We start from the raw sequence: 22,672 nt of genomic DNA, 5'->3' as shown, positions 1-22,672 counted from the left end.
TTTCATTTATCTCTAAAAAAAGAGACTATCGGTTCTAATGTATTTTTTTTTGCCGTAAAATACTGCCGACGATAGTACGAAAGGGATTTTTTTACTCCAAAAATTTTTATTCTCAATGCAAATATACCTACAATAAAAACGATTTTACTGAACAGATTTCTCCCGAAAATCTTATGTATACAAGAGGTCATTGTCATAATCTTTTTTTCAAAATCACTCAGCCAACTTCCAGCGAAATGGTGAATTGCATAAGTATTTGACGTTTCTTCAATCGCACCAGTATCTTGATTCATCGCCGTAAAAAAATCATACGAGAAAACATGTTCTTTTATTTCAGAAGTAATAAATTTGCTCATTATTGAAGGCAACGGTTTCGTATCAAGAGATCCGTCGTTACTTATAAAATGTCGATTATTGTAATAAGACAAGCAATTCCCGATAAATTGATTTTTTGGCTCGGCACCAAAGCAACCTGCTTCGAGACCATTCTTTTGTGGACTTTCATAACCAAAGACAACATGACTTTCCAAAAGTCTATTAAGGGATCTTTTTAATTCAATATCAGAATCTAAATAAAACCCCCCATAATTATAGACTGCCCAAAGCCTAATAAAGTCCGCCGCAAAAGCGTATTTCTTACTATTGAAGGCTTCTTTGACCCAAGGTATTGAATCTATATCAAAGTTATCCCTGTTCCAGAGAATGAATCTATAGTCAGGCAAGAGTTGATGCCAGGAATTGATATACCTGATGGATTCTTCTGGCATAGGGTCATCACTCAACCAACAATAGTGAACAATCTTTGGAATCATCGTCTATCTCCAAAATAAGCTGGACTGATTTTTCTATACATGATATACAGCCATGGACAAATGGAAATTAACTTAAATGCGATAAGCAGCAACAGGTTTGATTGTTTTAGCTTTTTACAGTGACTCCTGTAGTCATTTAATAATTTTTTTGCCATTTTTTCATCTTTCAAAATTTTCTTCGTCCCCCACCAACAATATATTTCTCGCATCAGCAACGGCGGCAAAAAAAATTCGGCTATCGCCCCTTCCCCCTTTTGACAAAAATAGTCTAACCCGTCATGAAAAGCTTCTACCATCTCAAGATGTTTCTCTCTAAAGGATTGCCCAAGGATGCTTTGAGGGTTTATACGATAGAAATATAATTTAGACGGGGTAAAGGCTATTTTTTTGGCATTGTCAATCATTTTATAAGTAATGAAAGCATCTTCATATAACTTTCCTACAGGAAACCTGATTGTGTTAAACAATTCTTTCTTGTATATTTTATTGCAGGCAGAAATAAACGGCATTGACAATTCCGCTTTCAATGACCCGTATCGCTTAAAACATTCATCTTTTGCCATTTCAACAAAGGGCAAAAAGTCATACATTTTTTCCAAAGGATTTCCTTCTGCAAAAGCACAAAATGAAGCAATCGATATATCTGCATCCGATTTTAACAAACCATTAAATAACAACTCAATATAATTCTTAGCAACGAAATCGTCGCCATCTATGAAAGTCAGAAATTCACCTTTGGCAATATCAATTCCTGCATTTCGCGCTACAGACAACCCCCCGTTCTTTTGATGAATGACTACTATTCGATTATCAAATTCGGCATATTCATCACATATCTTAGGACATTTATCAGGCGAACCATCGTCTACTAAAATAATTTCCAAGTTTAAATATGTTTGACCAATAATGCTGTCGACACAAACTTTCAAGTACCGTTCTACATTGTATACAGGGACAATAACGCTTATTAAAGGGGAGTCCATAATTACCTCTTGACGAAAGCCTGTAATTTACAGTAGCATGTTAAAAAAATTGACACAGTCCAATACTTTTTATTTAAGAGCAAATTTACTAAAAAAATTTCTAATAAGGTGAAATACGCCTTCTTTGTACGTTGTAGTATTTTTGTACACCAATTTTCATTCAGAATTATCTTTAATAGAGATACTTTCGTAACAAAAAACATTCTATTGTTCTTATGAAACAGGTCTTCTTTCAGTATTCCAAATAAATAGTGCACGAACAAACAATTTGCGGCATCAACAAAGCGTTGGTCTTTTCCCGTATTTTGCAACCACTCCTGTATTTTTTCAATCACAAACATGAAATACTTGTCGCTATTAGGGCGATATCTATTTTGCGCAGAGTCACTACTTTGTTCATAATTATAAAAACACCGCTTTGTATAGCCAATTCTCTGGAAATTATCTAAAGACAACGTATTGAACAGGACGTCTTCGCTGATAATCGTTTCTGTCGCAAAGCGAAGATTATTTTTTAGCAGTATTTCGCGTTTATAAAATTTTCCCCATGCGCTACCAACAAAACGTGTATTCGTTTTATAACTAAAAATCGGAGCCTGGGGAGCAAAGACCTTTATTTGAAGTTCTTCCTTTTGATTTTGAGAAAGCAATTCTATGTCTTTACCAAATAAATAGGTAGTGGTTGTTTTGCTTTTTTTATGATATTGCGCCGAATAGCAAAAAAGATCATAATCATACTTGGCATTTAAGTCGGCAAATAATTCACAGACGTTCGAATCGACCCAATCATCCGCATCAACGAAAGCAATATATTCGCCAGTCGCAAGTTCGATTCCCCTATTGCGAGCTGCAGACACGCCTTTTTCAGCGATGTCAACTACTTTCACACGTTCATCTTCCTTCGCCAGTTCATTACATTTACCGAGGCTCTCATCTGTAGAGCAATTATTAACCAAGATTATCTCTATATTGCCAAATGTCTGTTTTATTAGACTGCGGACACAGTCGTGCAAAGTCCTTTCTGCATTATAGACGGGAACAACGAATGAGATTAAAGGAACTTTTGTGATACACATCTTATTTTAAATATATATTTTCAACATGTCCTTCAAGCGCGCCATAACCTATTCCGTAGCTATCAACCTGTTCTTCTTGGCATTATGCCTTGTTTTTGGTGACCTCAAGTTCGGGGCGATTGACGACTACTTTATGGCAGCTAGGCTCTCCGGTGCATTGGGCACCGACTACAACCCGCACCTGATCTTCGTAAACGCCATCTACGGTTACGCCTTATTGCCTCTTTACCACCTTTTCCCGGAAATCGGGTGGTACTACATAGGCGAGATGCTCTCCGTTTTCCTGTCATTCACGGTCATCGGCTACGTTTTGCTGCAGCGTTGTGGCGAGCGGTGGGGAGCGATTCTGGCCGCGCTGTTTACGGCTCTGTTCGCGAGTGACTTTTATTTGGTGGTGCAGTTTACGCAGTGCGCCTCGATACTGAGTGCAGCGGGGATGCTGCTGTTCGCGTATGGGGTAGTTGAGTACAAGCGGAATTGCGATTGCCGCGCCCCTGACGGGGCTCGCAATGACATCAAAAAAACAGTCCCTTTTGCATTGGGTGTTTTGCTGATGCTGTGGGGCTCCGTGATGCGGTGGCAGGCCTTTTTGATGGGGATGCCGTTCTTCTGCCTCGGGATGCTGTTCATTTTCAAGGACTGTTGGAAAGTCAAGTGGCGGGTTATTGCAGGGCTAGCAATCTTGTTCGCGGGTGCATTCGCCATGCACAGCTGGGACCAGAAAATATACCAGGCCCCCGAATATGCCGACTTCGTTAAATTCCAAGGACCGCGCGTAACATTTGGCGATAACGGGAATTACAACCAGAATGCAGTGTATGAAGATGCCGAAGAACTGGGGCTTTCCGGAAAAGACATGCACATGCTATCAAACTGGATCATGTACGATACCGAAGTATTTTCCGTTGACAGCATCAAGCAATACTCCGACCTCATCCCCCCATACCGAACGAACAACCCCAAAGAATTGATACCCCGAGATCTGCTAAATGCGTTGGCGCATTCCCTGCGTTCGCCCTTATTTTGGACTTGGTTTATTTTGTGCCTACTGATTTACGCGACCAACCGCAAAAGATACATGTACCTGTGGTTGTCATTGGCTACGGTATTGGCACTTGTGGCATACCTACTCGCTATGGGGCGCCTCGTTTACCGCGTAGAAAGCGGTTTCTGGCTTTATGCGGCGGTACTCGCCATACCTCTTTTTGGCAAGTTCACCTTGAACGTTCCTCACAAATTGGTCTATTCTATCCTTGCCATTATTGCTGCTGCCAACATTTTTATCTACGCGACCTCAGGCGAAATGGTCCGCGACCCAAGTAGCGGCGCAATGCGTACCCTCGCCATCGAAGACACCACCGATTACATGCAAGTTTTCGATTACATCGATAGCCAGCCCGACAAGATGTTCCTGCTCAGCATGAACGCCTTTATGCGGTTTAGTCATCATCGCAACCCGCCTTACTTGGCGGAACCAATCGGGCAATACCGTCGCACGGTTTCTTTCGGCTATTGGACTCCGTACCTGCCCGAGGTCACGAATGCATTGAACGATTTTGGGGTAGCAAACCCCATCAAAGATGTTGTTCACGACAACGTAATTGTACTGAACGAGCCTCACTTGGTAGACTTTTTGCAACGGCACTATTACGACAGCGTTGCCGTGGACACCTTGAGAGAAATAGGCGAGATGACATTCCTAAAATATCGCCTTGTACAGCCGACCGATTCCGCAACAAAGGAGGCGGAATAATGAAACGCCTCCTGTATCCGCTAATCGCAAGTGCACTGATTACTATTGTGCCGTTCTTGCTCACATTCGAGAAGGGGCAAGACATTGTCCGCGGATTGTTTGGGTATGAATATTTTGCACTGCTGTTGCTTATCGTATTCGTAAAGAACTACATGTTAAAGGAGATCCCCGCCTTCGCGGGGATGACAAAGGGACGACTTCTCCGATTCTTTTTTTTCATTTTCATTCTTGCTTCGTTCACTATCAGCCTATTCTCTATCGCTTGGATTGACTTACAAAACCAACTCGCCATAAAGGGGTGGCCTACTGGTTGGTATGGCATTTTACCTTTTGCCACATGTGGCATTGCCATCGCTATAGTTTGGAAAATCAAACCATTCAAATTCAATACAATTTGCTTTATTTTATTCGTTGCACTGATGTTACACCTGGAAGCAAACAACCGTTACGCGGCTCAACCCTTGGCCCAATTCCCGACCATAGATTACCTTGAACGAATTGCTCCCAAGCCCGTACAGAGGAAACACATCGCCGAAGACTACAAGGCAAAATACATCGTCACAGACTCTGTCACCATTACACGGGATTATGTTGACTCGACCCGCAACAACGTGATAATCCTTGTAGAAAGTTGGGGTTTGCCACTCGATATGAAGCGTTTTGAAAAACAAATAAGTTTATTCAATGGCATCACAACCGCAGTCGGTACACATAATCGCATGTACAGCCGCACACGCACCGCCGAGCGAGAGGACCTTATGCAAACCTGCACCCGCGATTCCGTTACATTGCATCGTGATACAACTTTCTTGCCAAAAGTTTTTGCCGATACCGGATTCCAGACAACTTTCCTCTTTGGTGGCGACAGTCTAGAACATTACCGATACAAGTACATCAGGAATATCGGTTTTGGCGAGGTTATTTACGGGAAAACTACAAGCAAAGGTAAACAGCTTCGCGATACCGAGATAATCGCGAGAATCGATAGTATTCTAGCCGACACAACACAAAAACATTTTATTGCCTGGACCACAGCAGACACTAAATTCCCAATGTCGGAATTCCCGGACATATACTACAGCAACGCAGATGCAATTGACTCCGTATACAGTTCCAAACTGCATAACGATTTCATCATGATTGCCGATTTGGCTCGCCGGCACCCTGAAACACGATTCATAATCCAGGGCGACCATAACCCGATTTTATCCCCTGTTGGGTTCCAGGAGAAATTCTACAAGCGGTGGGTTCCGTTCATCGTGCTGAACTGACCTGCAAAGCACCGATCACAGTTTGTTGAACTTTTTCATTTCTTTGTCAAGGAACGTATCGACATATTTCGCATAAATTAGCGTCGTTTCTAGATTCCTATGGCCGAGCAACTTACTTGTTGCGGGCAATGGTATGCCAAGCGAAATGCACGTCGTCGCAAAGGTATGACGGGCAAGGTGACAATGGATATGCTTGAGATACCCCAGTTTTTTGGACGCCCTGCGAAGTGTCCGGTTAAAGTGCGAGTTTTCCACAACGTGGAAAACCTTACCCGACGGCATATTCTCCGGCAAAAGTAATCTCGCCTGCGGCGGAATAGGCACATAAACCGGGTCCCCGGTCTTGTGCATCTGCTTGCGAATTTTCCAGTCAAAAATCTCTCCCGCATCAAGAGACTTCAAGTCGCTGTAGCGGAGTCCAGTAAAACAACTGAACAGAAATACACGAACCACATCCTGCTCAGTTTCCGTCAGGAACTGCCTTTTATCATTAAAATTCAGGTAGAGCGACTTGAGCTCACGCATGGTCAGGAATCCCCGACGCGTATAAACACGACCGATCTTCACCTTGTCAAACGGGTTTGTTGCAATCAGGCCATCCGCAACCATCTTGTTCGTAAAAATCCGAAATACGGAAAGCGCCTTGTTGATTGTGGCGGGTTTATTCCCCAATTTTTGCAAATGAAACTTGTATTCTTGGACCAATGCAGGAGTCAAGTCTTCGCAATCCAACTCCGGCCTAAAATCTGCTATTTTCTTGATATTCCAATAATAAGTCCGCACCGAAAGCGGCGCAAGATTGTATTTTTCCTTCTCCAGATATTGTATAGCGACATCGCAAAAAAGCATATCGTAATCCTTTTTTTGATTGTTATTTTGTCCTTTAAAAGCGGCGGGCAAAGTTAGAATTATTTTGTTCCAACATAGCAGGAGAATACGTGAAGTTGCAGAATGCTTATATTGCTGAATCCGGAGACCAACTTGGCAACTGGTTCCTCATTGGTTATAAGGGCCCGGGCACTGTGACGACCGCCGGTTCTAAGACGACGGCAGAAACAAGTGCATCCACCAATTTTGTTTACACCGGTGAATTCGCTGGTTCCGTGGTTCTTGCTACAGGTGGTATAGGTTGGAAGGCCGCTAATAAGGCTAAGTTGAATGATTGCGCAGGCGATGGCGCGACATACAATTGGACGATAACGATTGCGGCTGGATCCGCTGCTGGTGAAGCAACGTATACGCCGAATGTCGCTAACGACAACTGCGAAACTCTCACTCCTAGTTTCAAGTCCATCAAGTAAAGAAAATGGATCTATAGCAAAAGAGACTCCTTAGGGAGCCTCTTTTTTTTGCATTCCTTTGAACTTTTTACTTTGCCAAAGTTTTGAATGATGGCGTAAGGACAACGCAGTCTTGGTCAGCAGCATTATTAGTTACTGCCGCACCTTCCTTAATTCCGGTAGACCATTCAAGCCCGTTTCCGTCCGTGGCTTTTTGAGTGAAAAGGCCCCATTCGGAGTTGACGGCACAGTCGTTGAGAGCGACAATAGCCTTCGCGGTCCACGACTTTGTCGCTGTCCCGTGAGCAGAAATTGCACTTGTTCCATCTGCCGTGTTTGCGACATTATCAGTATATTCAAAGACGTTTCCGTTAGGCATTTTGTAGCCAATAACAGCAAACTGGCCGAGAGAGGTATTTAATTCAGACACGAACGCATCCTGCAACTTCACGTAGGTTGTAGTTTTTTTTGTTTTCTTGTGCATTACATATTGACATATAGTATAAATAATGCTATATTATATGTAAATATGAAAAATGCGGTGGAAAATACGGGGAAATTGGCGGATTTCGCTCCGAGGGTGGGCGGGGTTTTCTCCCTTTCTGAACTAAGCTCTCTTTTCGATATTTCTAGCCAACAGGCGCTTTGGATTGCCGTCCGACAGTTCGAGGCGGTCGGTCTCCTGAAACGCTATTGTCGCGGAATTTATGTCGCCCGCGATTTCGATCCGCAGGTCCTTTCCGCTAAGGTCCGTACAGATTCTTACATCACGTTTGGTTCCGCGCTTGCATACCACAAACTCATTGGAACAGAAAGCCCTTTTCTGGTAAGTTGCGCGACTCCTTCAAGGGCGAGCGAATACGTCGGGGAGATTAATCTATCCTATGCGAGAATTTCCCCAAAACTCTGTTTTGGAACAATACTGCTTGAAAATGGCGTGCGAATGGCCGATGCAGAAAAGGCCGTGCTCGACACACTCTACTTTTACCAGCACAAGAAAAAATTTTATTTCAACATCTTCCAGGATGTCAATTATTCCGTGCTATCCAAAGAAAAGATCGACGCCTATCTAGAGAGTTTTGCCAATCCAAAGTTCAAAGCGTTTGCAAGGAATACGATAAATGGAAAAAATTGAAAGCACAGAAGCCCTGCTGGCGTGGATTGTCGATTTTTTCGCCGACAATTTCGGAAACTCCGCCATTCTCAAGGGTGGCATGTCGCTCAGGCTGATGCATAGCCCGCGATACACGAATGACGTCGACTACATCTTCGTCCCTTTCGATTCTAAGAAAGATGCGAAATCCCTTGTGGAAGGCGCCTTATCCCGAGTTGACGGTTTGCATTTTGAATCTACCATGAATTCAAAGGCCTTGAGGATTCTCGTAGAATACGGCGGGCGGCGGGCGCAAATTGAAATCAACGCTGAAAAGGAATGCCCGTCTATCCCGATGTCCTCGTCGCTACTCACGACTCCGTATGGTCGTCCTGCTAGAATTGTTCGCGTAATGGAGCCTGGCGTTTCGTTTGCGCACAAAATTGCAGCATGGAACGAACGAGAACTGATGCGAGATTTGTACGACGTCTATCAGTACGAGTCGTTGTTCAAGGCTGTGCCGCGAATGGACGTTTTACTCATGCGCCTGAAAAAGGCTCGTTCGTATAAGAATGTAGTCGCAGCCAAAGATTTGGACGGACTTGTCGACAAATTGAGAGTTTGCGCAGAAAACTTGACGGAAGAATCCTTTGGTGAACTCGTGCCGTTGTTGGAATCCAGTGAATTGGCCGGTCTATCTTTCAGAATAAGACCGGCAATTCTCGCACTTTGCGACAAACTAAAAAATCTCTAAGTTTTTGCCACAACCTACGTGAAGTTGCAGAATGCGTTCATTACGGAAACTGCTGCTTTGGGCAACTATAAAACCATCGGTTATGAAATGGCAACGACCACCAATTTTGATTATACGGAAATTGCGACAAACACCTCATGGACTAATGGAACCACGGCCCTTCCGACCTCCACGACTCCCGTGTGGAAAGCCAAGGCTAAGGTCGCTCTCAATGATTGCGATGTCAACTCGGAATGGCAGTTGAATGCAACCAAGCAGACTTCTGGTTCTGGTGTTGATTACACTGGTGGTATTGGTGACGGCGCCGCGGCAAAGATTGGAACGTACGCTGCTGATTGCGCACCTTTGACCGCGTCCTTCAAGACAATCGCTGACAACAACTAATAATTTTGGCTTAACAGCAAAAAAGAGAGTCTCCCGTAAAAGGAAGACTCTCTTTTTTGCTCTATGTTGTTCGAAAAAAAACATTTGTGCTTCATACTACGTGAAGTTGCAGGACGCCTTCATTGCAGAATCTGGCGATCAGATGGGAACGTTCACAGACATTGGCTATGAAATCGGTGACGCAAGTAACGAAACAACCGACTTCACGTATTCAACCGCAATCACCGCAAAGGGTGACATTGCACAAACCGCAGATGCATGGAAAGCGGCTGCAAAGTCTGGGTTGAACAATTGTGCATCGGGAGCATGGTCTTTGCAACTGGATCCCTCTAGCACTGGCAATGGCGCAGCTTGGACCGCATCTGTTTCCTCCAACGACTGCAAGGCGCTCACTCCTCGCTTCGAAGACTTGAGCCGTGGTACAGCAGCAACTGGTGGCAATAGCGGTCAGCAGGGTGGTCAGCAGGCTGGCGGCAACGGCTAGTTTATCTGAAGTTAATTAAAAGAGCCTTCCATTGGAAGGCTCTTTCTACATATATGAACATTTTTTACTTGCCAATAGTTGCGAAACTCGGTGTGAGTTCTGCACAGTTTGTTGTAGAGGTGAATTTAGAATCGCCACCAGAGGCTGCGTTGCCGGCGGATTCAACTTCAACCTTCCAGTTAAAGTTAGACGAAGATGCATCACCAGTTTTTGCTGCGCAATCATTCAGCTGAGCTTTATTGGCTGCCGCAAAGCCTACAACTTTAGTTGTATTTAAAGCCGCTGTATTGTTCGTGTACGAACCAGCATCGGCATAACTAAAATTGGTTGTACTCGATTTGGATCCTCCAGCTGTTGTACCATTGGTGTTATCACCAGGTCCCTTGTAGCCAATAATCTGCCAGTTGCCAACTGCAACAGCTTCAGAGATATAAGCCTGCTGCAACTTCACGTATTCTCCAGCGGCAGGGCCGACTTCAGAGGCCTTGGACTTGGCGATCATGCCGAACAGCTTGGGAACTGCGACGGCGGCGAGGATGCCCATGATCACGATCACGACCATCAATTCAATGAGGGTAAAACCTTGTTTCTTCATAGTGTACTCCTTGTTGTTTGTGACACACTTGTTTGAGTCCTGGCCCGGAATTGAGCGTTCGACTCGTTTACTTCCCTAATATACACAATTTTTTTCGGAAAAGCAATAGTTTTGTCAAACTTTTGTCATTTTTGTGTCATAACAACCTGGAGCAGACGCAAAAATTGCTTTTTTCGACCAAAATCGCCATTTTAGGGGTGTTTCGGATGCTTACAATTATAGATTTTTTTTCCAGAAATGGGAACTTTCGGCAAAAATTTATATTCCAATGTGGAATAAATCACGCCCCATTTGTCATGGTTTTGTCATTTGGAGCAAGCAAAAGAAATTTAAGAGGTCTAAATGCCGTTTTTGAAGTAAATTCGGCAATTTTCTCTTAAAAAAAGCTTAAAACCTCTTAAATTTTCGACAAACCTCTTAAAATTAAGAGGTTTTCATTTCGATAAGACCCATTTCTTAGACGCGTTATACCTAATTCGTCCCGCCATTCTGAGACTAGAATAGCGCATTATGGATAAAATAATTTTTTAAAGAAACGCGGCGACCGCTCAGCGGCCGCCACCAACTGTTTCTTTATATGAATACCTACAGTTTACCGAGGTCGCGGAGCATCTTTTCGTACTTGTCGGCACGAGCCTTTTCTGCGTCAGCCTGCTTCTGAATTTCGTCAGCACGAGCTTCTGCCGCGTCTGCCTGCTTCTGAATTTCGTCAGCACGATCCTTCGCCTCGAAATAACGCCTTTCAGCATCATTTGCACGCTGGCGTTCCTGGTCTACGGCGATGTCGATTTCCTGCTGCCAAGTCATATAGCGTTTCCTCGTTTCGTTGTCCGTCTGGTACCACTTCACCATCCTGTCAATCTTCTTGGTTTCTGGAGAACTCGGTTTCCTGGTGGCGAAATACTCCATATACTCCCTGATCGATTTCTCGGCGACGTCGCGGTACTTATTGAATATATAAAAATTTTTGAAGCAGAGGTCACCCAGTTCGATTTCCGGGTTGTCGACCTCGAGATTCTTGAACCTATAAACGGCTTTTCCCTGTCCGAAAATGTCCTCGGGACACAGGAACATGATGTATAGTTCCTTCAGGTTGTAGTATACCTCGCCCTTGTTCAGCGACTCGCTATCGCACATCGCCTGGTAATAGCGCGTCCGCTTGGGGATTTCCTTGGTATCTTCCATCTGCATTTCGATATCGAAACTGCGGAGGGTCTCGCCACCGGGGCCCGTTTCCTTCACAAAGACATCGTAGCGGATTCCCTTGTAGAAAGGGCTTACCTCGACTGTCTTTTCGGGTTCGGGATCCCTAAGTTCGTGAATCTTGATGCCAAGCACAGCTTCGAGGAAGGGCTTGGCGATTTCCTTGTGGCTGAACACCATGGCGAACATGAAACGGTCCGTGATGGGGAGTTGTTCAAAGGGTATGCGCTTATTTTCCATTTTTTCGTTTATGGCGGGAACGCCCCCGCAAAGGCGGATAGAGATGTCCCTATCTACCTATATAAACGGTTTCGCAGCGAAAATGAGCCAAACAGGGCGTGAAAATTTTGTTTACACAAGGTGGCGCGGGGCTCCCGCGCCTATTTTACCGATTAAGGACGAGACGGTTCGCACACCATACTTCAAAAAACAGTTGGCAAAATCAAGCAACAACTTGGCAAACTATTGCTTTTTGTTGGCAAACTTTTGCATTAACGAAAGAAGATGCAAGAGCAGCAAGCAGCGATATGTAAAGGGCTAAATCACAGGAAACTTAAAGGAAAAACGTTGACCTTTTCCGTCAAGGGCAGGTGCGTCTGCGCCAGGCAAATTACCGCGCCCTCGCCGACATTCACACCATTCTTTTCCAGGATATCAAAGTGTTTGATATCGTTCCTTGTAGGGTTAGACGTCTTCTTTATTTCTACCGGGTACAGCATGCCGCCGTCTTCCACAATCAGGTCTATTTCGCGCCTTTCCTTGTCGCGATAAAAGCTGACATTCGGTTGCCGTCCGTTGTGCCAGTACGTTTTCAGCACTTCCGACACAACGAAGGTTTCAAGCATTTCTCCGCTCTTGGCGCCAGCCTCCAATACTGCGGGCGAGGTCCAGCGCGTCAAATAGCAGGCCAGTCCCGTATCAAGAAAATACACCTTGGGCATCTTCGTCATCCGGTTCCCAATACTTTGTGCGTAGGGGTACAGCAGATAAACTAATCCCGAAGCCACCAGCAAAGAAAGCCAACGTTGCACCGTCGGCACATTCTTCCCGATATCCTTCGCTATGTCGGAATAATTCAGCAACTGTCCGGTTCTGGAGGCTACCGCCGTGATGAACTTCGTAAAAGAGATTTCTTCGCCCGCGTTAATCAACTCGCGGATATCCCTTTCGATATAGGTCTGGATGTAGGAACTGTAGAAATCCTCCCAGTCCATTTCGGGATTCTCGTACAGGGCCGGGTAACTTCCGCGCCATATCCGTTCGAAAATCTCTTCGTAAGTCATCACAGCCTTGTTTGAAGACTTCTTTTGAACCCATTGTGCGGTCGGCACAAACTTCTCGACTTCGGGAGCACCGCGCAGTTCGTCAATGGAGAACCCCTGCAATTGCAAAACACCCACTCGTCCTGCAAGACTTTCCGAAACGCCCCTCATCAAGCGGAACTGTTGCGAACCTGTCAGCCAGAACAATCCCTTCTCGCGTTTTTCATCTACGTAGGCCTTGATATAGGGCAACAGCTGCGGGGCATGGTGAACCTCGTCAATGAGAACGGGGGGCGGAAACCGCTGAAGGAACAGGTCAGGATTCTCCCGTGCCAGGGCCCGCAGCTCGAGTTTGTCCAGCGAAACATACCGCCGATCAGGGTCGCAATTACGGAGAACGGTCGTCTTGCCCACCTGACGCGGCCCCGTCACCATGACCACAGGGAAAGAAGCATTCATCCTCTTGATTGCGGTTTCTAGCGTGCGCTTAAAATATGCCATACAGCCCTCTTTTTGCTTTTCGACCATCCGACAGCCTGCTCGGCCCTGGTTTTGTTGACTAATATAATATTAAATATTAAATTAGTCAATACTTCTGACAAAAATTGCAGAAATAGGGTGTTTTGGCAAAAAAAAGCCCTGCTATCGCGATTTTGTCATTTGATAGCGAGAGCCGCGTCCACTTTTTCAGCAGGAACCCCAATAGAACGGAGGTATTCCGCAATCCTAGCCTCACGGGCGGCGTTCTTAGGAGGCGCGGTGGACTCTATCTCCACTTGAGATTCAACCGGCGCTTCGAGACAGCGCAATCCGTCAGGTACGAATCTATCAGAACCTGATACGGGATTCCCATTTCTTCAGCCATGTTCTTGAAGTATTCGATTGCAGTCGAGTTAAGCCTAATCGTAATCTGCTTCTTGAGAACCTTGGCATAGGGGTTCTTCACAGCCTTCATCTTTGAGAAGTCGTATTCCTTTTTCATAAACCGTCTCCTTTACGTTCGTTCCAATAGTACTGAAATTCCTTTTTTGTAGCTTTACGAGCACTAATTATGCGATGGACGATATGTTCAGCATCAATGCCACTGCGCTCAGTAAAAACAACAACCAGCGTTCTTAAGTTTGTCGACAAGCCAATAAGAATAGACCGATCTTCTTGTGCCGAATGTTCTGCGTCAAAAAACACCCTGGCATGTTCATCTTCAAAACATGTCTTGGCTTCTTCAAACGAAATGTCATGTTTCCTTTGGTTCGCAGCATTTTTCTTTTCGTCCCAGATGAATCCTATCTGCATATAGAACTCCTGGATATAATTATAATATAATTATATTCCACAAAGAAAGCAACATTTTCTTGCGGAAAGACAATGCAATCCATTTTATTGTCCTTTTGCGCGGCAATGCGACCGCTTCGCGGACAGGGAACTCCCCTATCTACCTATATAAACGGTTTCGCAGCGAAAATGAGCCAAATAGGAACTTTTTTTGTTCGCGGGGAGTGTTACGGACTAAATGCACACCCCCAGGCGTTTAGTCTGTAAATTTCTGCCTTTTTGTTAATTTATTTGTATCAAATTTAGGGTGTGCGACAGACTAAAAGCGCACCCCCTGCCATTTAGTCCGTAAAATTTCGATATTTTGGCGCGAAAAAGGGGCAAAAAGTGCCCTTTCGGGGCTTTTTGAGGCAAAATCAGGCATTTTTTAGTGCTTTTTCGTTAATTTTTACGGACTAAATGCGCACCCCCCGTTGTTTAGTCCGTAAGACCCCTCAAAAACGGGGTACATACAAAGTAATTTCGCTATGGGTAATTAAAAAAAAGATCCCCGCCTTCGCGGGGATGACGATGATGGTCGCTGTGTAACGCTAGAAAGACCCCCGCCTTCGCGGGGATGACATTCAAGCCTTACACCTCTTCGATAGAAGCGTGATACTCCTGAAGAGATTTAACAGCGCCGTGGCCGTTGCGGGCGGCGGCGATGCCCTTCACGGTGTTGTAGGCACCGGCGAGCGTCGTGATGTAAGGAACCTTGTACTTGATGGCGGCCTTGCGGATGGCGCTTTCGTCCTTGATGGCGTCGCGCTTTGCCCACGGCGTGTTGATGATGAGGTTCACCTGCTTGTTCAGGATGATGTCGAGGACGTTCGGGCGGCCTTCAGCAATCTTGTTCACCACTTCGCACTTGACACCGGCCTTCTCGTAGAACTTGGCGGTGCCTTCGGTTGCGTAGATCTTGAAGCCGAGCTTCTGGAATTCCTTGCCGATTTCGATGGCCTGTTCAGACAAGTTAACCTTGTCGGAGAGGCTAATCAACACGGCACCTTCGTTCGGGAGGAAGGAACCTGCGGCTTCCTGGCTCTTGTAGTAAGCGAGGGCGTAGTCATCGGAGAGACCGAGGACTTCGCCGGTGGAGCGCATTTCGGGGCCGAGAACCGGGTCCACCTTCGGGAACTTGTCGAAGGGGAACACGGCTTCCTTGGCGCCGTGGTGGTTGAACTTCTTGTCCTTGAGCTTGAGGTCTTCGAGCTTCGCGCCGAGCATCAGACGGGTCGCGAGGCGGGCCATCTGCGTGTTACAGACCTTGGAGACCAGAGGCACCGTGCGGGAAGCGCGCGGGTTTGCTTCGAGCACGAACACCTTGCCGTCTTCGATGGCGTACTGCATGTTCATGAGGCCGCAAACGTGGAGGGCTTCAGCAATCTTCCTGGTGTAATCCTTGATGGTTGCGAGGTTTTCCTTCGTGATGGTCACCGGCGGGATAATGCAGGCGGAGTCACCGGAGTGGACACCGGCAAGTTCGACGTGTTCCATCACGGACGGGATGTAAACGTGTTCGCCGTCAGAGAGAGCGTCGGCTTCGCATTCCAGAGCGTTGTGGAGGAAGCGGTCGATGAGGAGCGGACGGTCCGGGGTCACGCCCACGGCCTTCGCCACGTATTCGCGGAGCATGTTTTCGTCATAGATGACTTCCATGCCGCGGCCGCCAAGCACGAAGCTCGGGCGGATCATCACCGGGTAGCCACCGATCTGCTTGACGCAAGCGAGGGCTTCGTCGATGTTCGTGGCCATGCCGCTTTCCGGCATCGGGATGCCGAGCTGGTCCATCATCTTGCGGAACAGGTCACGGTCTTCGGCGATGTCGATGGAATCGATGCTCGTACCGAGAATCTTGACGCCTTCGTCGCTCAAAGCGCGGGCAATGTTCAGCGGGGTCTGACCACCGAACTGCACGATCACGCCAGCCGGCTTTTCCTTGTGGTAAATCTGGAGAACGTCTTCGAGGCTGACCGGTTCGAAGTACAGCTTGTCGGAAGTATCGTAGTCAGTAGAAACCGTTTCGGGGTTGCAGTTCACCATGATGGTTTCGTAACCCATTTCGCGGAGAGCCATTGCAGCATGGCAGCAGCAGTAGTCGAATTCGATACCCTGACCGATTCTGTTCGGGCCACCGCCGAGGATCATGATCTTCTTCGGGTTGGTGGAAGCGGTAGATTCGTCCTTGCAGTTGTAGGTGCTGTAGTAGTAGAACTGGTTTTCCACACCGCTCACCGGCACTGCGCACCAGCCTTCAACCACGCCGAGTTCGGTACGTTTCTTGCGCACGTCCTTCTCGCGGATGCCGAGAATCTTGGCGATGTACTTGTCGCTGAAGCCGTCCTTCTTGGCCTTGATGAGGAGTTCGTCGGAAGGCAGGCGACCCGGAGTCTTGAGCATTTCTTCTTCGAGTTCCACGAGTTCGCGCATCTGCTGCACGAAGTAAGCCTTTTCGTAGGTGGCGGCAAAGATTTCTTCGTCGGTAGCACCCTTACGGATGGCTTCGTACATCTGGAAGTGGCGTTCGGAAGAAGCGGTCTTCATCATTTCGAGGAGTTCTTCCTTGCTCTTCTTGTTGAAGTCCTTCGCAAAGCCGAGGCCGGAGCGACCGTTTTCGAGGCCGCGGATAGCCTTCTGGAGGGTTTCCTTGTAGGTCTTGCCGATAGCCATGACTTCGCCCACGGCCTTCATCTGGGTGCCGAGGCAGTCATCAACGCCGCGGAACTTTTCGAATGCCCAGCGAGCGAACTTGAGCACAACGTAGTCACCGCTCGGGGTGTACTTTTCGAGGCTTCCATCGCGCCAGTACGGAATCTGGTCGAGGGTGAGGCCTGCGGCGAGCTTTGCAGAAATGAGAGCGATCGGGAAGCCGGTAGCCTTGGAAGCAAGGGCAGAGGAGCGGCTGGTACGCGGGTTGATTTCGATAATCACCACGCGGCCGGTCTTCGGGTCGTGAGCGAACTGCACGTTGGTACCGCCAATCACGCCGATGGATTCCACAATCTTGAAGGCCTTTTCCTTCAGTTCTTCTTCGAGCTTCTTGTCGATGGTGAGGAACGGGGCTGCGCAGAAGGAGTCGCCGGTATGCACGCCCACCGGGTCGATGTTTTCGATGAAGCAGATGGCGATCATCTGGTTCTTGGAGTCGCGAACCACTTCGACTTCCAGCTCTTCCCAACCGAGGATGGATTCTTCGATGAGGCACTGGTGCGTCATGGAGAGTTCAAGACCGTTAGAGCAAATGGTGCGGAGTTCTTCCACGTTGTAGCAGAAACCGCCGCCTGCACCACCCATGGTGTAAGCCGGGCGAACGACGACCGGGTAGCCGATTTCGGCCACGATCTTTTCGGCTTCTTCCACAGAGTGGCAAATGCCGGAGCGCGGAGTATCGATGCCGAGCTTCTGCATGGTTTCCTTGAAGACTTCACGGTCTTCGCCGCGTTCGATAGCGTCGAGGTTCACACCGATGACCTTCACGCCGTACTTGTCAAGCACGCCGGCCTTGTTGAGGGCGCAAGCGAGGTTCAAGCCGGTCTGGCCGCCCAAGTTCGGGAGGAGGGCCTGCGGACGTTCCTTCTCGATGATCTGGGTGAGGCGGGCGACGTTCAGCGGTTCGATGTAAGTGGCATCGGCCATGACCGGGTCGGTCATGATGGTAGCCGGGTTAGAGTTCACGAGCACGATCTTGTAACCCTGTTCGCGCAGGGCCTTACAAGCCTGGGTGCCGGAATAGTCGAATTCGCAAGCCTGACCGATCACGATCGGGCCAGAACCGATGATAAGGACTTTGTCGATGCCTTCAATCTTCATTTTTTATCTCCGTTGAACTAATTAATTTTTAAACTCGGGTAAAAAAAATGCTGAACTAAAAAGTTCAGCAAAATCAGAAAAACTATTAACCTTGAAAAAACCGACTGCTGTTGCGCAGTGGATTGCGCAGTTCGGTTCGGTCTTCAACATTGCAAGAATTTGTTTCATCTTCTTGTCTGATTACTCAAGGTTTAAACTTGCGCAAATATAGACAAAAAGTGTAACACTTTCAATAGCAAAGCATAAAAAATGTAAAGGCCTAGACCGGCACGGCTACTCTACGACTTCCACGTCCTGCGTCGAGCAGAGGGAGGGATCGTCGAGGCAATCGTCCGTCGCTTCGCTGGAGGAATCGTTGCAGGCGACTAACCCCATGACAGACAATAAGATAAGGAGGGCGAACAGTTTTTTCATTTGTGCTCCTGTGTTTTTAGTGTATTGTAAATATACAAAAAGACGCCGTAAAGGCGTCTTTTTAAATGCGATCTCCAGAAGAATTACTTCTTGGCGGGAGCGGCGGCCGGCTTTGCAGTGGGCTTGGCTTCGGCAGGCTTGGCAGCCTTCGGGGCTTCTGCGGGCTTTGCTGCGGGAGCGGCCTTCTTGGCTTCGGCAGGCTTTGCGGCCGGCTGTGCTGCAGGGGCAGCTTCGCCTTCAGCCTTCTTTGCTTCTGCTTCGGCCTTCTTGGCCTCTGCTTCAGCCTTCTTTGCTTCGGCCTCGGCCTTCTTTGCTTCGGCTTCTGCCTTCTTTGCTTCAGCTTCAGCCTTCTTGGCTTCGGCTTCTGCGCGCTTTGCTTCAGCGGCTTCAGCCTTCTTCTTGGCCTCTTCTGCCTTCTTGGCTTCGGCGGCAGCCTTCTTGGCGGCAGCGACGCTATCGGCCTTAGCCTTCTTCACAGCGGCAATGCTATCCTGCTGGGCTTTCTTGGCGGCAGCAGCGGCTTTCTTTTCTTCCTCGGCTTTCTTCTTTGCTTCAGCAGCTTCAGCCTTCTTCTTTTCTGCCTCGGCCTTCTTAGCAGCAGCGACGCTGTCGGCCTTAGCCTTCTTCACAGCAGCGATGCTGTCCTGCTGGGCCTTCTTTGCGGCAGCTGCGGCCTTCTTCTCTTCTTCAGCCTTCTTCTTTGCTTCAGCAGCTTCGGCCTTCTTCTTGGCTTCCTCGGCCTTCTTAGCTTCGGCGGCCTTCTTCTTAGCCTCTTCAGCTTCGGCCTTCTTCTTGGCTTCTTCTGCCTTCTTGGCTTCGGCGGCGGCCTTCTTAGCGGCAGCGACGCTGTCGGCCTTAGCCTTCTTCACTGCGGCGATGCTATCCTGCTGAGCTTTCTTCGCGGCGGCAGCGGCTTTCTTTTCTTCAGCGGCCTTCTTCTTAGCCTCTTCGGCTTCGGCCTTCTTCTTGGCTTCTTCTGCCTTCTTGGCTTCAAGAGCAGCCTTCTTTTCTTCAGCGGCTGCCTTTTTGGCAGCGGCAACGCTGTCGGCCTTGGCCTTCTTCACTGCGGCGATGCTATCCTGCTGAGCCTTCTTAGCGGCAGCTGCGGCTTTCTTTTCTTCTTCAGCTTTCTTCTTTGCTTCAGCAGCTTCAGCCTTCTTCTTGGCTTCTTCTGCCTTCTTGGCTTCAGCGGCAGCCTTCTTTTCTTCGGCGGCCTTCTTCTTAGCCTCTTCAGCTTCGGCCTTCTTCTTGGCCTCTTCTGCCTTTTTGGCTTCAGCGGCAGCCTTCTTTTCTTCTTCGGCTTTCTTCTTAGCTTCGGCAGCTTCGGCCTTCTTCTTAGCTTCTTCCGCCTTCTTGGCTTCAGCGGCAGCCTTCTTGGCGGCAGCGACGCTGTCGGCCTTAGCCTTCTTCACAGCGGCGATGCTATCCTGTTTGGCCTTCTTGGCAGCGGCAGCAGCCTTGCGTTCTTCAGCAGCCTTCTTCTTTGCTTCGGCAGCTTCGGCCTTCTTCTTGGCTTCTTCTGCCTTCTTAGCTTCAAGAGCAGCCTTCTTTTCTTCGGCGGCCTTCTTCTTAGCTTCAGCAGCTTCGGCCTTCTTCTTTTCGGCCTCCGCCTTCTTGGCTTCTTCCTCGGCCTTCTTGGCTTCGGCGGCAGCAACCAGGGCAGCAGCTTCGGCAGCCTTCACCTGCTCGATGGAGTCGGCCTTGGCCTTCTTCACAGCGGCGATGCTATCCTGCTGGGCCTTCTTGGCGGCGGCAGCGGCTTTCTTTTCTTCAGCGGCCTTCTTCTTCGCCTCTTCGGCTTCAGCCTTCTTCTTGGCCTCTTCAGCCTTCTTGGCTTCGGCGGCAGCCTTCTTGGCGGCAGCGACGCTGTCGGCCTTGGCCTTCTTCACTGCGGCGATGCTATCCTGCTGGGCCTTCTTGGCGGCGGCAGCGGCTTTCTTTTCTTCAGCGGCCTTCTTCTTCGCCTCTTCGGCTTCAGCCTTCTTCTTGGCCTCTTCAGCCTTCTTGGCTTCAGCGGCAGCCTTCTTGGCGGCAGCGACGCTGTCGGCCTTGGCCTTCTTCACAGCGGCGATGCTATCCTGTTTGGCCTTCTTGGCAGCGGCAGCAGCCTTGCGTTCTTCAGCAGCCTTCTTCTTTGCTTCGGCAGCTTCAGCCTTCTTCCTTTCGGCCTCTGCCTTCTTGGCTTCAGCGGCAGCCTTCTTAGCAGCAGCGACGCTATCGGCCTTGGCCTTCTTCGCGGCAGCAATGCTATCCTGCTTGGCCTTCTTGGCTTCTTCTTCAGCCTTCTTTGCTTCGGCAGCGGCAACCAGGGCAGCAGCTTCGGCAGCCTTCACCTGCTCGATGGAGTCGGCCTTGGCCTGAGCAGCGGCAGCGCTATCGGCAGCAGCCTGAGCAGCGGCGGCACTGTCCGCAGCAGCCTTCGCGGCAGCAGAATCAGCGGCAGCCTGAGCGGCGGCGGCGCTATCGGCAGCGGCCTGGGCAGCACTATCCACAACAGCGGTATCAGCAGCCGTGGAATCAACAGCAGCGCTATCGACAACAGTAGAATCAACAACAGACGAATCGGCAACGACTGCAGTAGGTGCTTCCGGAGCAGGCTGTTCGACAACCTTCTCTACAACCGGAGCTGCCGGAACGGCTTCAGCGGCCTTCGGCACCGGAGTTCCGAAGAAGTTCACCTTGGCAAGGAAAATCATCATCACCCAGGAGAGCACGAGGCCGACAAGACCCATGACAACGCCCGTAATGGCCATTCCACGGGTATCGGTATAACCTGTAGAATGCGCAAGAGCGTTAGGCGGAGTAGAAATCGGGAGGCTCATACCGAGAGAGCTAGCAAACGCAACAGACACGAGCAGGGCGGTCACACCACCGAGGCCAACGAGATTGTCCTGGCAAGCGATACCCACGGCGCAGAGAATCGGAACAAGCAGAGTCGCAGTGGATGTGTGGCTCATGAAGTTCGCCATGAAAAGGCAGATGACACCGCAGCCAATCATCAGGACAATCGGAGACCAGCTTGCAAACGGAATCGTCTTGATCAAGTGAGCGGCAAGGCCCGTCGCATTGAGGCCAACACCAAGGGCAAAACCACCGGCCACGAGCCAGAGCACGTCCCAGCTCATCGCGTTCAAGTCCTTCTTGGTAATCACGCCAGTCAAGGCAAACACGGCCATCGGGATCATAGCAATCGAGTTATCGTTAATGCCATGGCCCGGAATGATCCAGATACCATCCTTGCCAATCACCCACAAAATCACGCACAGGGCAAAGGTAATGTACACGATGATGGCCTTGGGGCTCGTATCGAACTTGCCGGCACCTTCGATGTTCAGGACCATCTCCTTCATCTTGATGGGGTAAATCTTCACCAGCAAAAGCCAGGCAACGACCATAAGAATAAGCACATACGGAATACCGAATTCCATCCACTGACCGAAGGTCACGGGGTTCGCAACGAGGTCGCCACGGGCAACGGCGTCGTTCAGGGCACCGAGGGCGATGGCGTTAGGAGGCGTACCAATCGGGGTACCCATACCACCGATGTTGGCACCGAGCGGAATGGCAAGGGCAAAGGCGGCCTTACCGCGGTCATCTTCGTCGAAGAGCTTGAGCACCGGAGCGAGGATGGCAAGCATCATGGCGGCGGTAGCGGTGTTGCTCATGAACATGGAGAACACGGCGGTAATGAGCATGAGGCCGAGGAGCACGAACTTCGGGTTCTTGCCGAAGGGCTTCAGGAGCACGCGGGCCAGGTTCAGGTCCATCTTGTACTTGGTCGCGGCAGCGGCCAGGAAGAACCCGCCCAGGAAGAGCATGATGATGGGGTTCGCAAAGGTCCCCATGATGGACTTGTGGCTAATCATCGACACACCGTCCACGCGGAACGGCATGAGGGAAGAATCCGACATGGTGACAATCATCAAGACGATGACGAGCACCGAGGTGGACCAAATCGGGAACGGTTGGAGGATCCAGAAAAGCGCGGCCATGACGAAAACGCCGATGACGCGGATTTCGAGCGGATTCAGGAGTCCCATGGGGCTTGCGGCATCGAATCCGAGGGATTCGTAGGGCAAGAAGAGAGCGACGATGGCTAGCACCGACGCAATGATGAATTTGATGAATTTTGCCTTTGTCATAGTGCGCCCAAATTTAGAAAAAGGGCGCAGGTATGGCAAACAAGG

The 22,672-nt window shown here is 48.8% G+C and carries 19 protein-coding genes and 1 pseudogene; 7 read left to right on the top strand and 13 right to left on the bottom strand.

The window, feature by feature from the left end; all coding sequences use genetic code 11:
* Positions 1-2: 2 nt before the first annotated feature.
* The 3 genes from B7994_RS06925 to B7994_RS06915 are packed head-to-tail and all read right to left on the bottom strand — an operon-like array spanning position 3 to position 2,871.
* Positions 3-812, bottom strand: a complete 810-nt coding sequence (locus B7994_RS06925; RefSeq protein ID WP_088637729.1) for a glycosyltransferase family 32 protein — start codon at positions 810-812, stop codon at positions 3-5.
* Entirely contained in the window at positions 809-1,795 is a 987-nt protein-coding gene (locus B7994_RS06920) for a glycosyltransferase family 2 protein (RefSeq protein ID WP_088637728.1), read from the bottom strand. Before B7994_RS06920 ends, B7994_RS06925 begins: the two co-directional genes overlap by 4 nt.
* Positions 1,796-1,797: 2 nt before the next feature.
* Positions 1,798-2,871, bottom strand: a complete 1,074-nt coding sequence (locus B7994_RS06915) for a glycosyltransferase family 2 protein (protein ID WP_088637727.1) — start codon at positions 2,869-2,871, stop codon at positions 1,798-1,800.
* Positions 2,872-2,896: 25 nt separating this feature from the next.
* On the opposite strand from B7994_RS06915, the gene B7994_RS06910 reads away from it, so the two are divergent.
* Positions 2,897-4,624 carry a hypothetical protein gene (locus tag B7994_RS06910; RefSeq protein ID WP_088637726.1) on the top strand — a complete coding sequence of 576 codons (1,728 nt, stop codon included), beginning with the start codon at positions 2,897-2,899 and terminating at the stop codon, positions 4,622-4,624.
* Entirely contained in the window at positions 4,624-5,895 is a 1,272-nt protein-coding gene (locus B7994_RS06905; RefSeq protein WP_088637725.1) for a hypothetical protein, read from the top strand. Before B7994_RS06910 ends, B7994_RS06905 begins: the two co-directional genes overlap by 1 nt.
* A gap of 15 nt (positions 5,896-5,910) precedes the next feature.
* On the opposite strand, the gene B7994_RS06900 is transcribed toward B7994_RS06905, so the two are convergent.
* The gene (locus B7994_RS06900; RefSeq protein WP_233143098.1) at positions 5,911-6,795 is read right to left on the bottom strand and encodes a site-specific integrase; all 885 of its coding nucleotides are present in this window, start codon (positions 6,793-6,795) and stop codon (positions 5,911-5,913) included.
* A 38-nt stretch (positions 6,796-6,833) separates the two neighbouring features.
* Between B7994_RS06900 and B7994_RS06895 the strand changes: the two genes are divergently transcribed.
* On the top strand, positions 6,834-7,196 hold the full coding sequence (locus B7994_RS06895) for a hypothetical protein (protein WP_088637724.1): 363 nt from the start codon (positions 6,834-6,836) through the stop codon (positions 7,194-7,196).
* A 67-nt stretch (positions 7,197-7,263) separates the two neighbouring features.
* Here the strand turns inward: B7994_RS06895 and B7994_RS06890 are convergent, their stop codons facing one another.
* Positions 7,264-7,659, bottom strand: a complete 396-nt coding sequence (locus B7994_RS06890) for a hypothetical protein (protein ID WP_088637723.1) — start codon at positions 7,657-7,659, stop codon at positions 7,264-7,266.
* Between the two features lie 45 nt (positions 7,660-7,704).
* Between B7994_RS06890 and B7994_RS06885 the strand changes: the two genes are divergently transcribed.
* The 4 genes from B7994_RS06885 to B7994_RS06870 all read left to right on the top strand — a co-directional run bounded on the left by B7994_RS06885 (position 7,705) and on the right by B7994_RS06870 (position 9,890).
* On the top strand, positions 7,705-8,310 hold the full coding sequence (locus B7994_RS06885; RefSeq protein ID WP_088637722.1) for a hypothetical protein: 606 nt from the start codon (positions 7,705-7,707) through the stop codon (positions 8,308-8,310).
* Complete coding sequence (locus B7994_RS06880; RefSeq protein ID WP_088637721.1) at positions 8,297-9,022, top strand: nucleotidyl transferase AbiEii/AbiGii toxin family protein; 726 nt, start codon at positions 8,297-8,299, stop codon at positions 9,020-9,022. Before B7994_RS06885 ends, B7994_RS06880 begins: the two co-directional genes overlap by 14 nt.
* A 57-nt stretch (positions 9,023-9,079) precedes the next feature.
* Positions 9,080-9,406, top strand: a complete 327-nt coding sequence (locus tag B7994_RS06875; RefSeq protein ID WP_158213100.1) for a hypothetical protein — start codon at positions 9,080-9,082, stop codon at positions 9,404-9,406.
* 142 nt (positions 9,407-9,548) lie between these two features.
* Positions 9,549-9,890: a hypothetical protein gene (locus B7994_RS06870; RefSeq protein WP_144063784.1), complete on the top strand. Its 342-nt coding sequence runs from the start codon at positions 9,549-9,551 to the stop codon at positions 9,888-9,890.
* 64 nt (positions 9,891-9,954) lie between these two features.
* On the opposite strand, the gene B7994_RS14385 is transcribed toward B7994_RS06870, so the two are convergent.
* The 8 genes and pseudogenes from B7994_RS14385 to B7994_RS14445 all read right to left on the bottom strand — a co-directional run.
* On the bottom strand, positions 9,955-10,485 hold the full coding sequence (locus B7994_RS14385) for a type IV pilin protein (RefSeq protein ID WP_088637718.1): 531 nt from the start codon (positions 10,483-10,485) through the stop codon (positions 9,955-9,957).
* Between the two features lie 585 nt (positions 10,486-11,070).
* Positions 11,071-11,928 (bottom strand): Rpn family recombination-promoting nuclease/putative transposase, encoded by an 858-nt coding sequence (locus B7994_RS06860; protein ID WP_088637717.1) that lies wholly within the window; start codon positions 11,926-11,928, stop codon positions 11,071-11,073.
* Positions 11,929-12,230: 302 nt separating this feature from the next.
* Positions 12,231-13,451, bottom strand: a complete 1,221-nt coding sequence (locus tag B7994_RS06850) for an ATP-binding protein (RefSeq protein WP_088637808.1) — start codon at positions 13,449-13,451, stop codon at positions 12,231-12,233.
* Positions 13,452-13,716: 265 nt separating this feature from the next.
* A complete protein-coding gene (locus B7994_RS06845; protein WP_088637715.1) occupies positions 13,717-13,932 on the bottom strand; it encodes a CopG family antitoxin in 216 nt (71 codons plus the stop codon).
* A complete protein-coding gene (locus B7994_RS06840) occupies positions 13,929-14,243 on the bottom strand; it encodes a BrnT family toxin (protein ID WP_088637714.1) in 315 nt (104 codons plus the stop codon). Before B7994_RS06840 ends, B7994_RS06845 begins: the two co-directional genes overlap by 4 nt.
* A 609-nt stretch (positions 14,244-14,852) precedes the next feature.
* On the bottom strand, positions 14,853-18,071 hold the full coding sequence (gene carB / locus B7994_RS06835; protein WP_088637713.1) for a carbamoyl-phosphate synthase large subunit: 3,219 nt from the start codon (positions 18,069-18,071) through the stop codon (positions 14,853-14,855).
* A 273-nt stretch (positions 18,072-18,344) separates the two neighbouring features.
* Positions 18,345-18,485 (bottom strand): hypothetical protein, encoded by a 141-nt coding sequence (locus B7994_RS14065; protein ID WP_158213099.1) that lies wholly within the window; start codon positions 18,483-18,485, stop codon positions 18,345-18,347.
* A gap of 2,666 nt (positions 18,486-21,151) precedes the next feature.
* Positions 21,152-22,627, bottom strand: a pseudogene (locus B7994_RS14445) (DASS family sodium-coupled anion symporter); the annotation flags it as partial.
* Positions 22,628-22,672: the final 45 nt, after the last annotated feature.

The sequence above is a fragment of the Fibrobacter sp. UWR2 genome (assembly GCF_002210285.1).
GTDB lineage: Bacteria > Fibrobacterota > Fibrobacteria > Fibrobacterales > Fibrobacteraceae > Fibrobacter.
The sequence above is the reverse complement of the archived record's forward strand: the minus strand, read 5'-3'. Positions and strand labels throughout refer to the sequence as shown.

What these genes read in the sequence shown, in the direction of transcription:
- B7994_RS06925 (WP_088637729.1), bottom strand. Translation starts at nt 812, where the DNA reads ATGATTCCAAAGATTGTTCACTATTGTTGGTTGAGTGATGACCCTATG.
- B7994_RS06920 (WP_088637728.1), bottom strand. Translation starts at nt 1,795, where the DNA reads ATGGACTCCCCTTTAATAAGCGTTATTGTCCCTGTATACAATGTAGAA.
- B7994_RS06915 (WP_088637727.1), bottom strand. Translation starts at nt 2,871, where the DNA reads ATGTGTATCACAAAAGTTCCTTTAATCTCATTCGTTGTTCCCGTCTAT.
- B7994_RS06910 (WP_088637726.1), top strand. Translation starts at nt 2,897, where the DNA reads ATGTCCTTCAAGCGCGCCATAACCTATTCCGTAGCTATCAACCTGTTC.
- B7994_RS06905 (WP_088637725.1), top strand. Translation starts at nt 4,624, where the DNA reads ATGAAACGCCTCCTGTATCCGCTAATCGCAAGTGCACTGATTACTATT.
- B7994_RS06890 (WP_088637723.1), bottom strand. Translation starts at nt 7,659, where the DNA reads ATGCACAAGAAAACAAAAAAAACTACAACCTACGTGAAGTTGCAGGAT.
- B7994_RS06885 (WP_088637722.1), top strand. Translation starts at nt 7,705, where the DNA reads ATGAAAAATGCGGTGGAAAATACGGGGAAATTGGCGGATTTCGCTCCG.
- B7994_RS06880 (WP_088637721.1), top strand. Translation starts at nt 8,297, where the DNA reads ATGGAAAAAATTGAAAGCACAGAAGCCCTGCTGGCGTGGATTGTCGAT.
- B7994_RS06870 (WP_144063784.1), top strand. Translation starts at nt 9,549, where the DNA reads ATGGGAACGTTCACAGACATTGGCTATGAAATCGGTGACGCAAGTAAC.
- B7994_RS14385 (WP_088637718.1), bottom strand. Translation starts at nt 10,485, where the DNA reads ATGAAGAAACAAGGTTTTACCCTCATTGAATTGATGGTCGTGATCGTG.
- B7994_RS06860 (WP_088637717.1), bottom strand. Translation starts at nt 11,928, where the DNA reads ATGGAAAATAAGCGCATACCCTTTGAACAACTCCCCATCACGGACCGT.
- B7994_RS06850 (WP_088637808.1), bottom strand. Translation starts at nt 13,451, where the DNA reads ATGGCATATTTTAAGCGCACGCTAGAAACCGCAATCAAGAGGATGAAT.
- B7994_RS06845 (WP_088637715.1), bottom strand. Translation starts at nt 13,932, where the DNA reads ATGAAAAAGGAATACGACTTCTCAAAGATGAAGGCTGTGAAGAACCCC.
- B7994_RS06840 (WP_088637714.1), bottom strand. Translation starts at nt 14,243, where the DNA reads ATGCAGATAGGATTCATCTGGGACGAAAAGAAAAATGCTGCGAACCAA.
- carB (WP_088637713.1), bottom strand. Translation starts at nt 18,071, where the DNA reads ATGAAGATTGAAGGCATCGACAAAGTCCTTATCATCGGTTCTGGCCCG.
- B7994_RS14065 (WP_158213099.1), bottom strand. Translation starts at nt 18,485, where the DNA reads ATGAAAAAACTGTTCGCCCTCCTTATCTTATTGTCTGTCATGGGGTTA.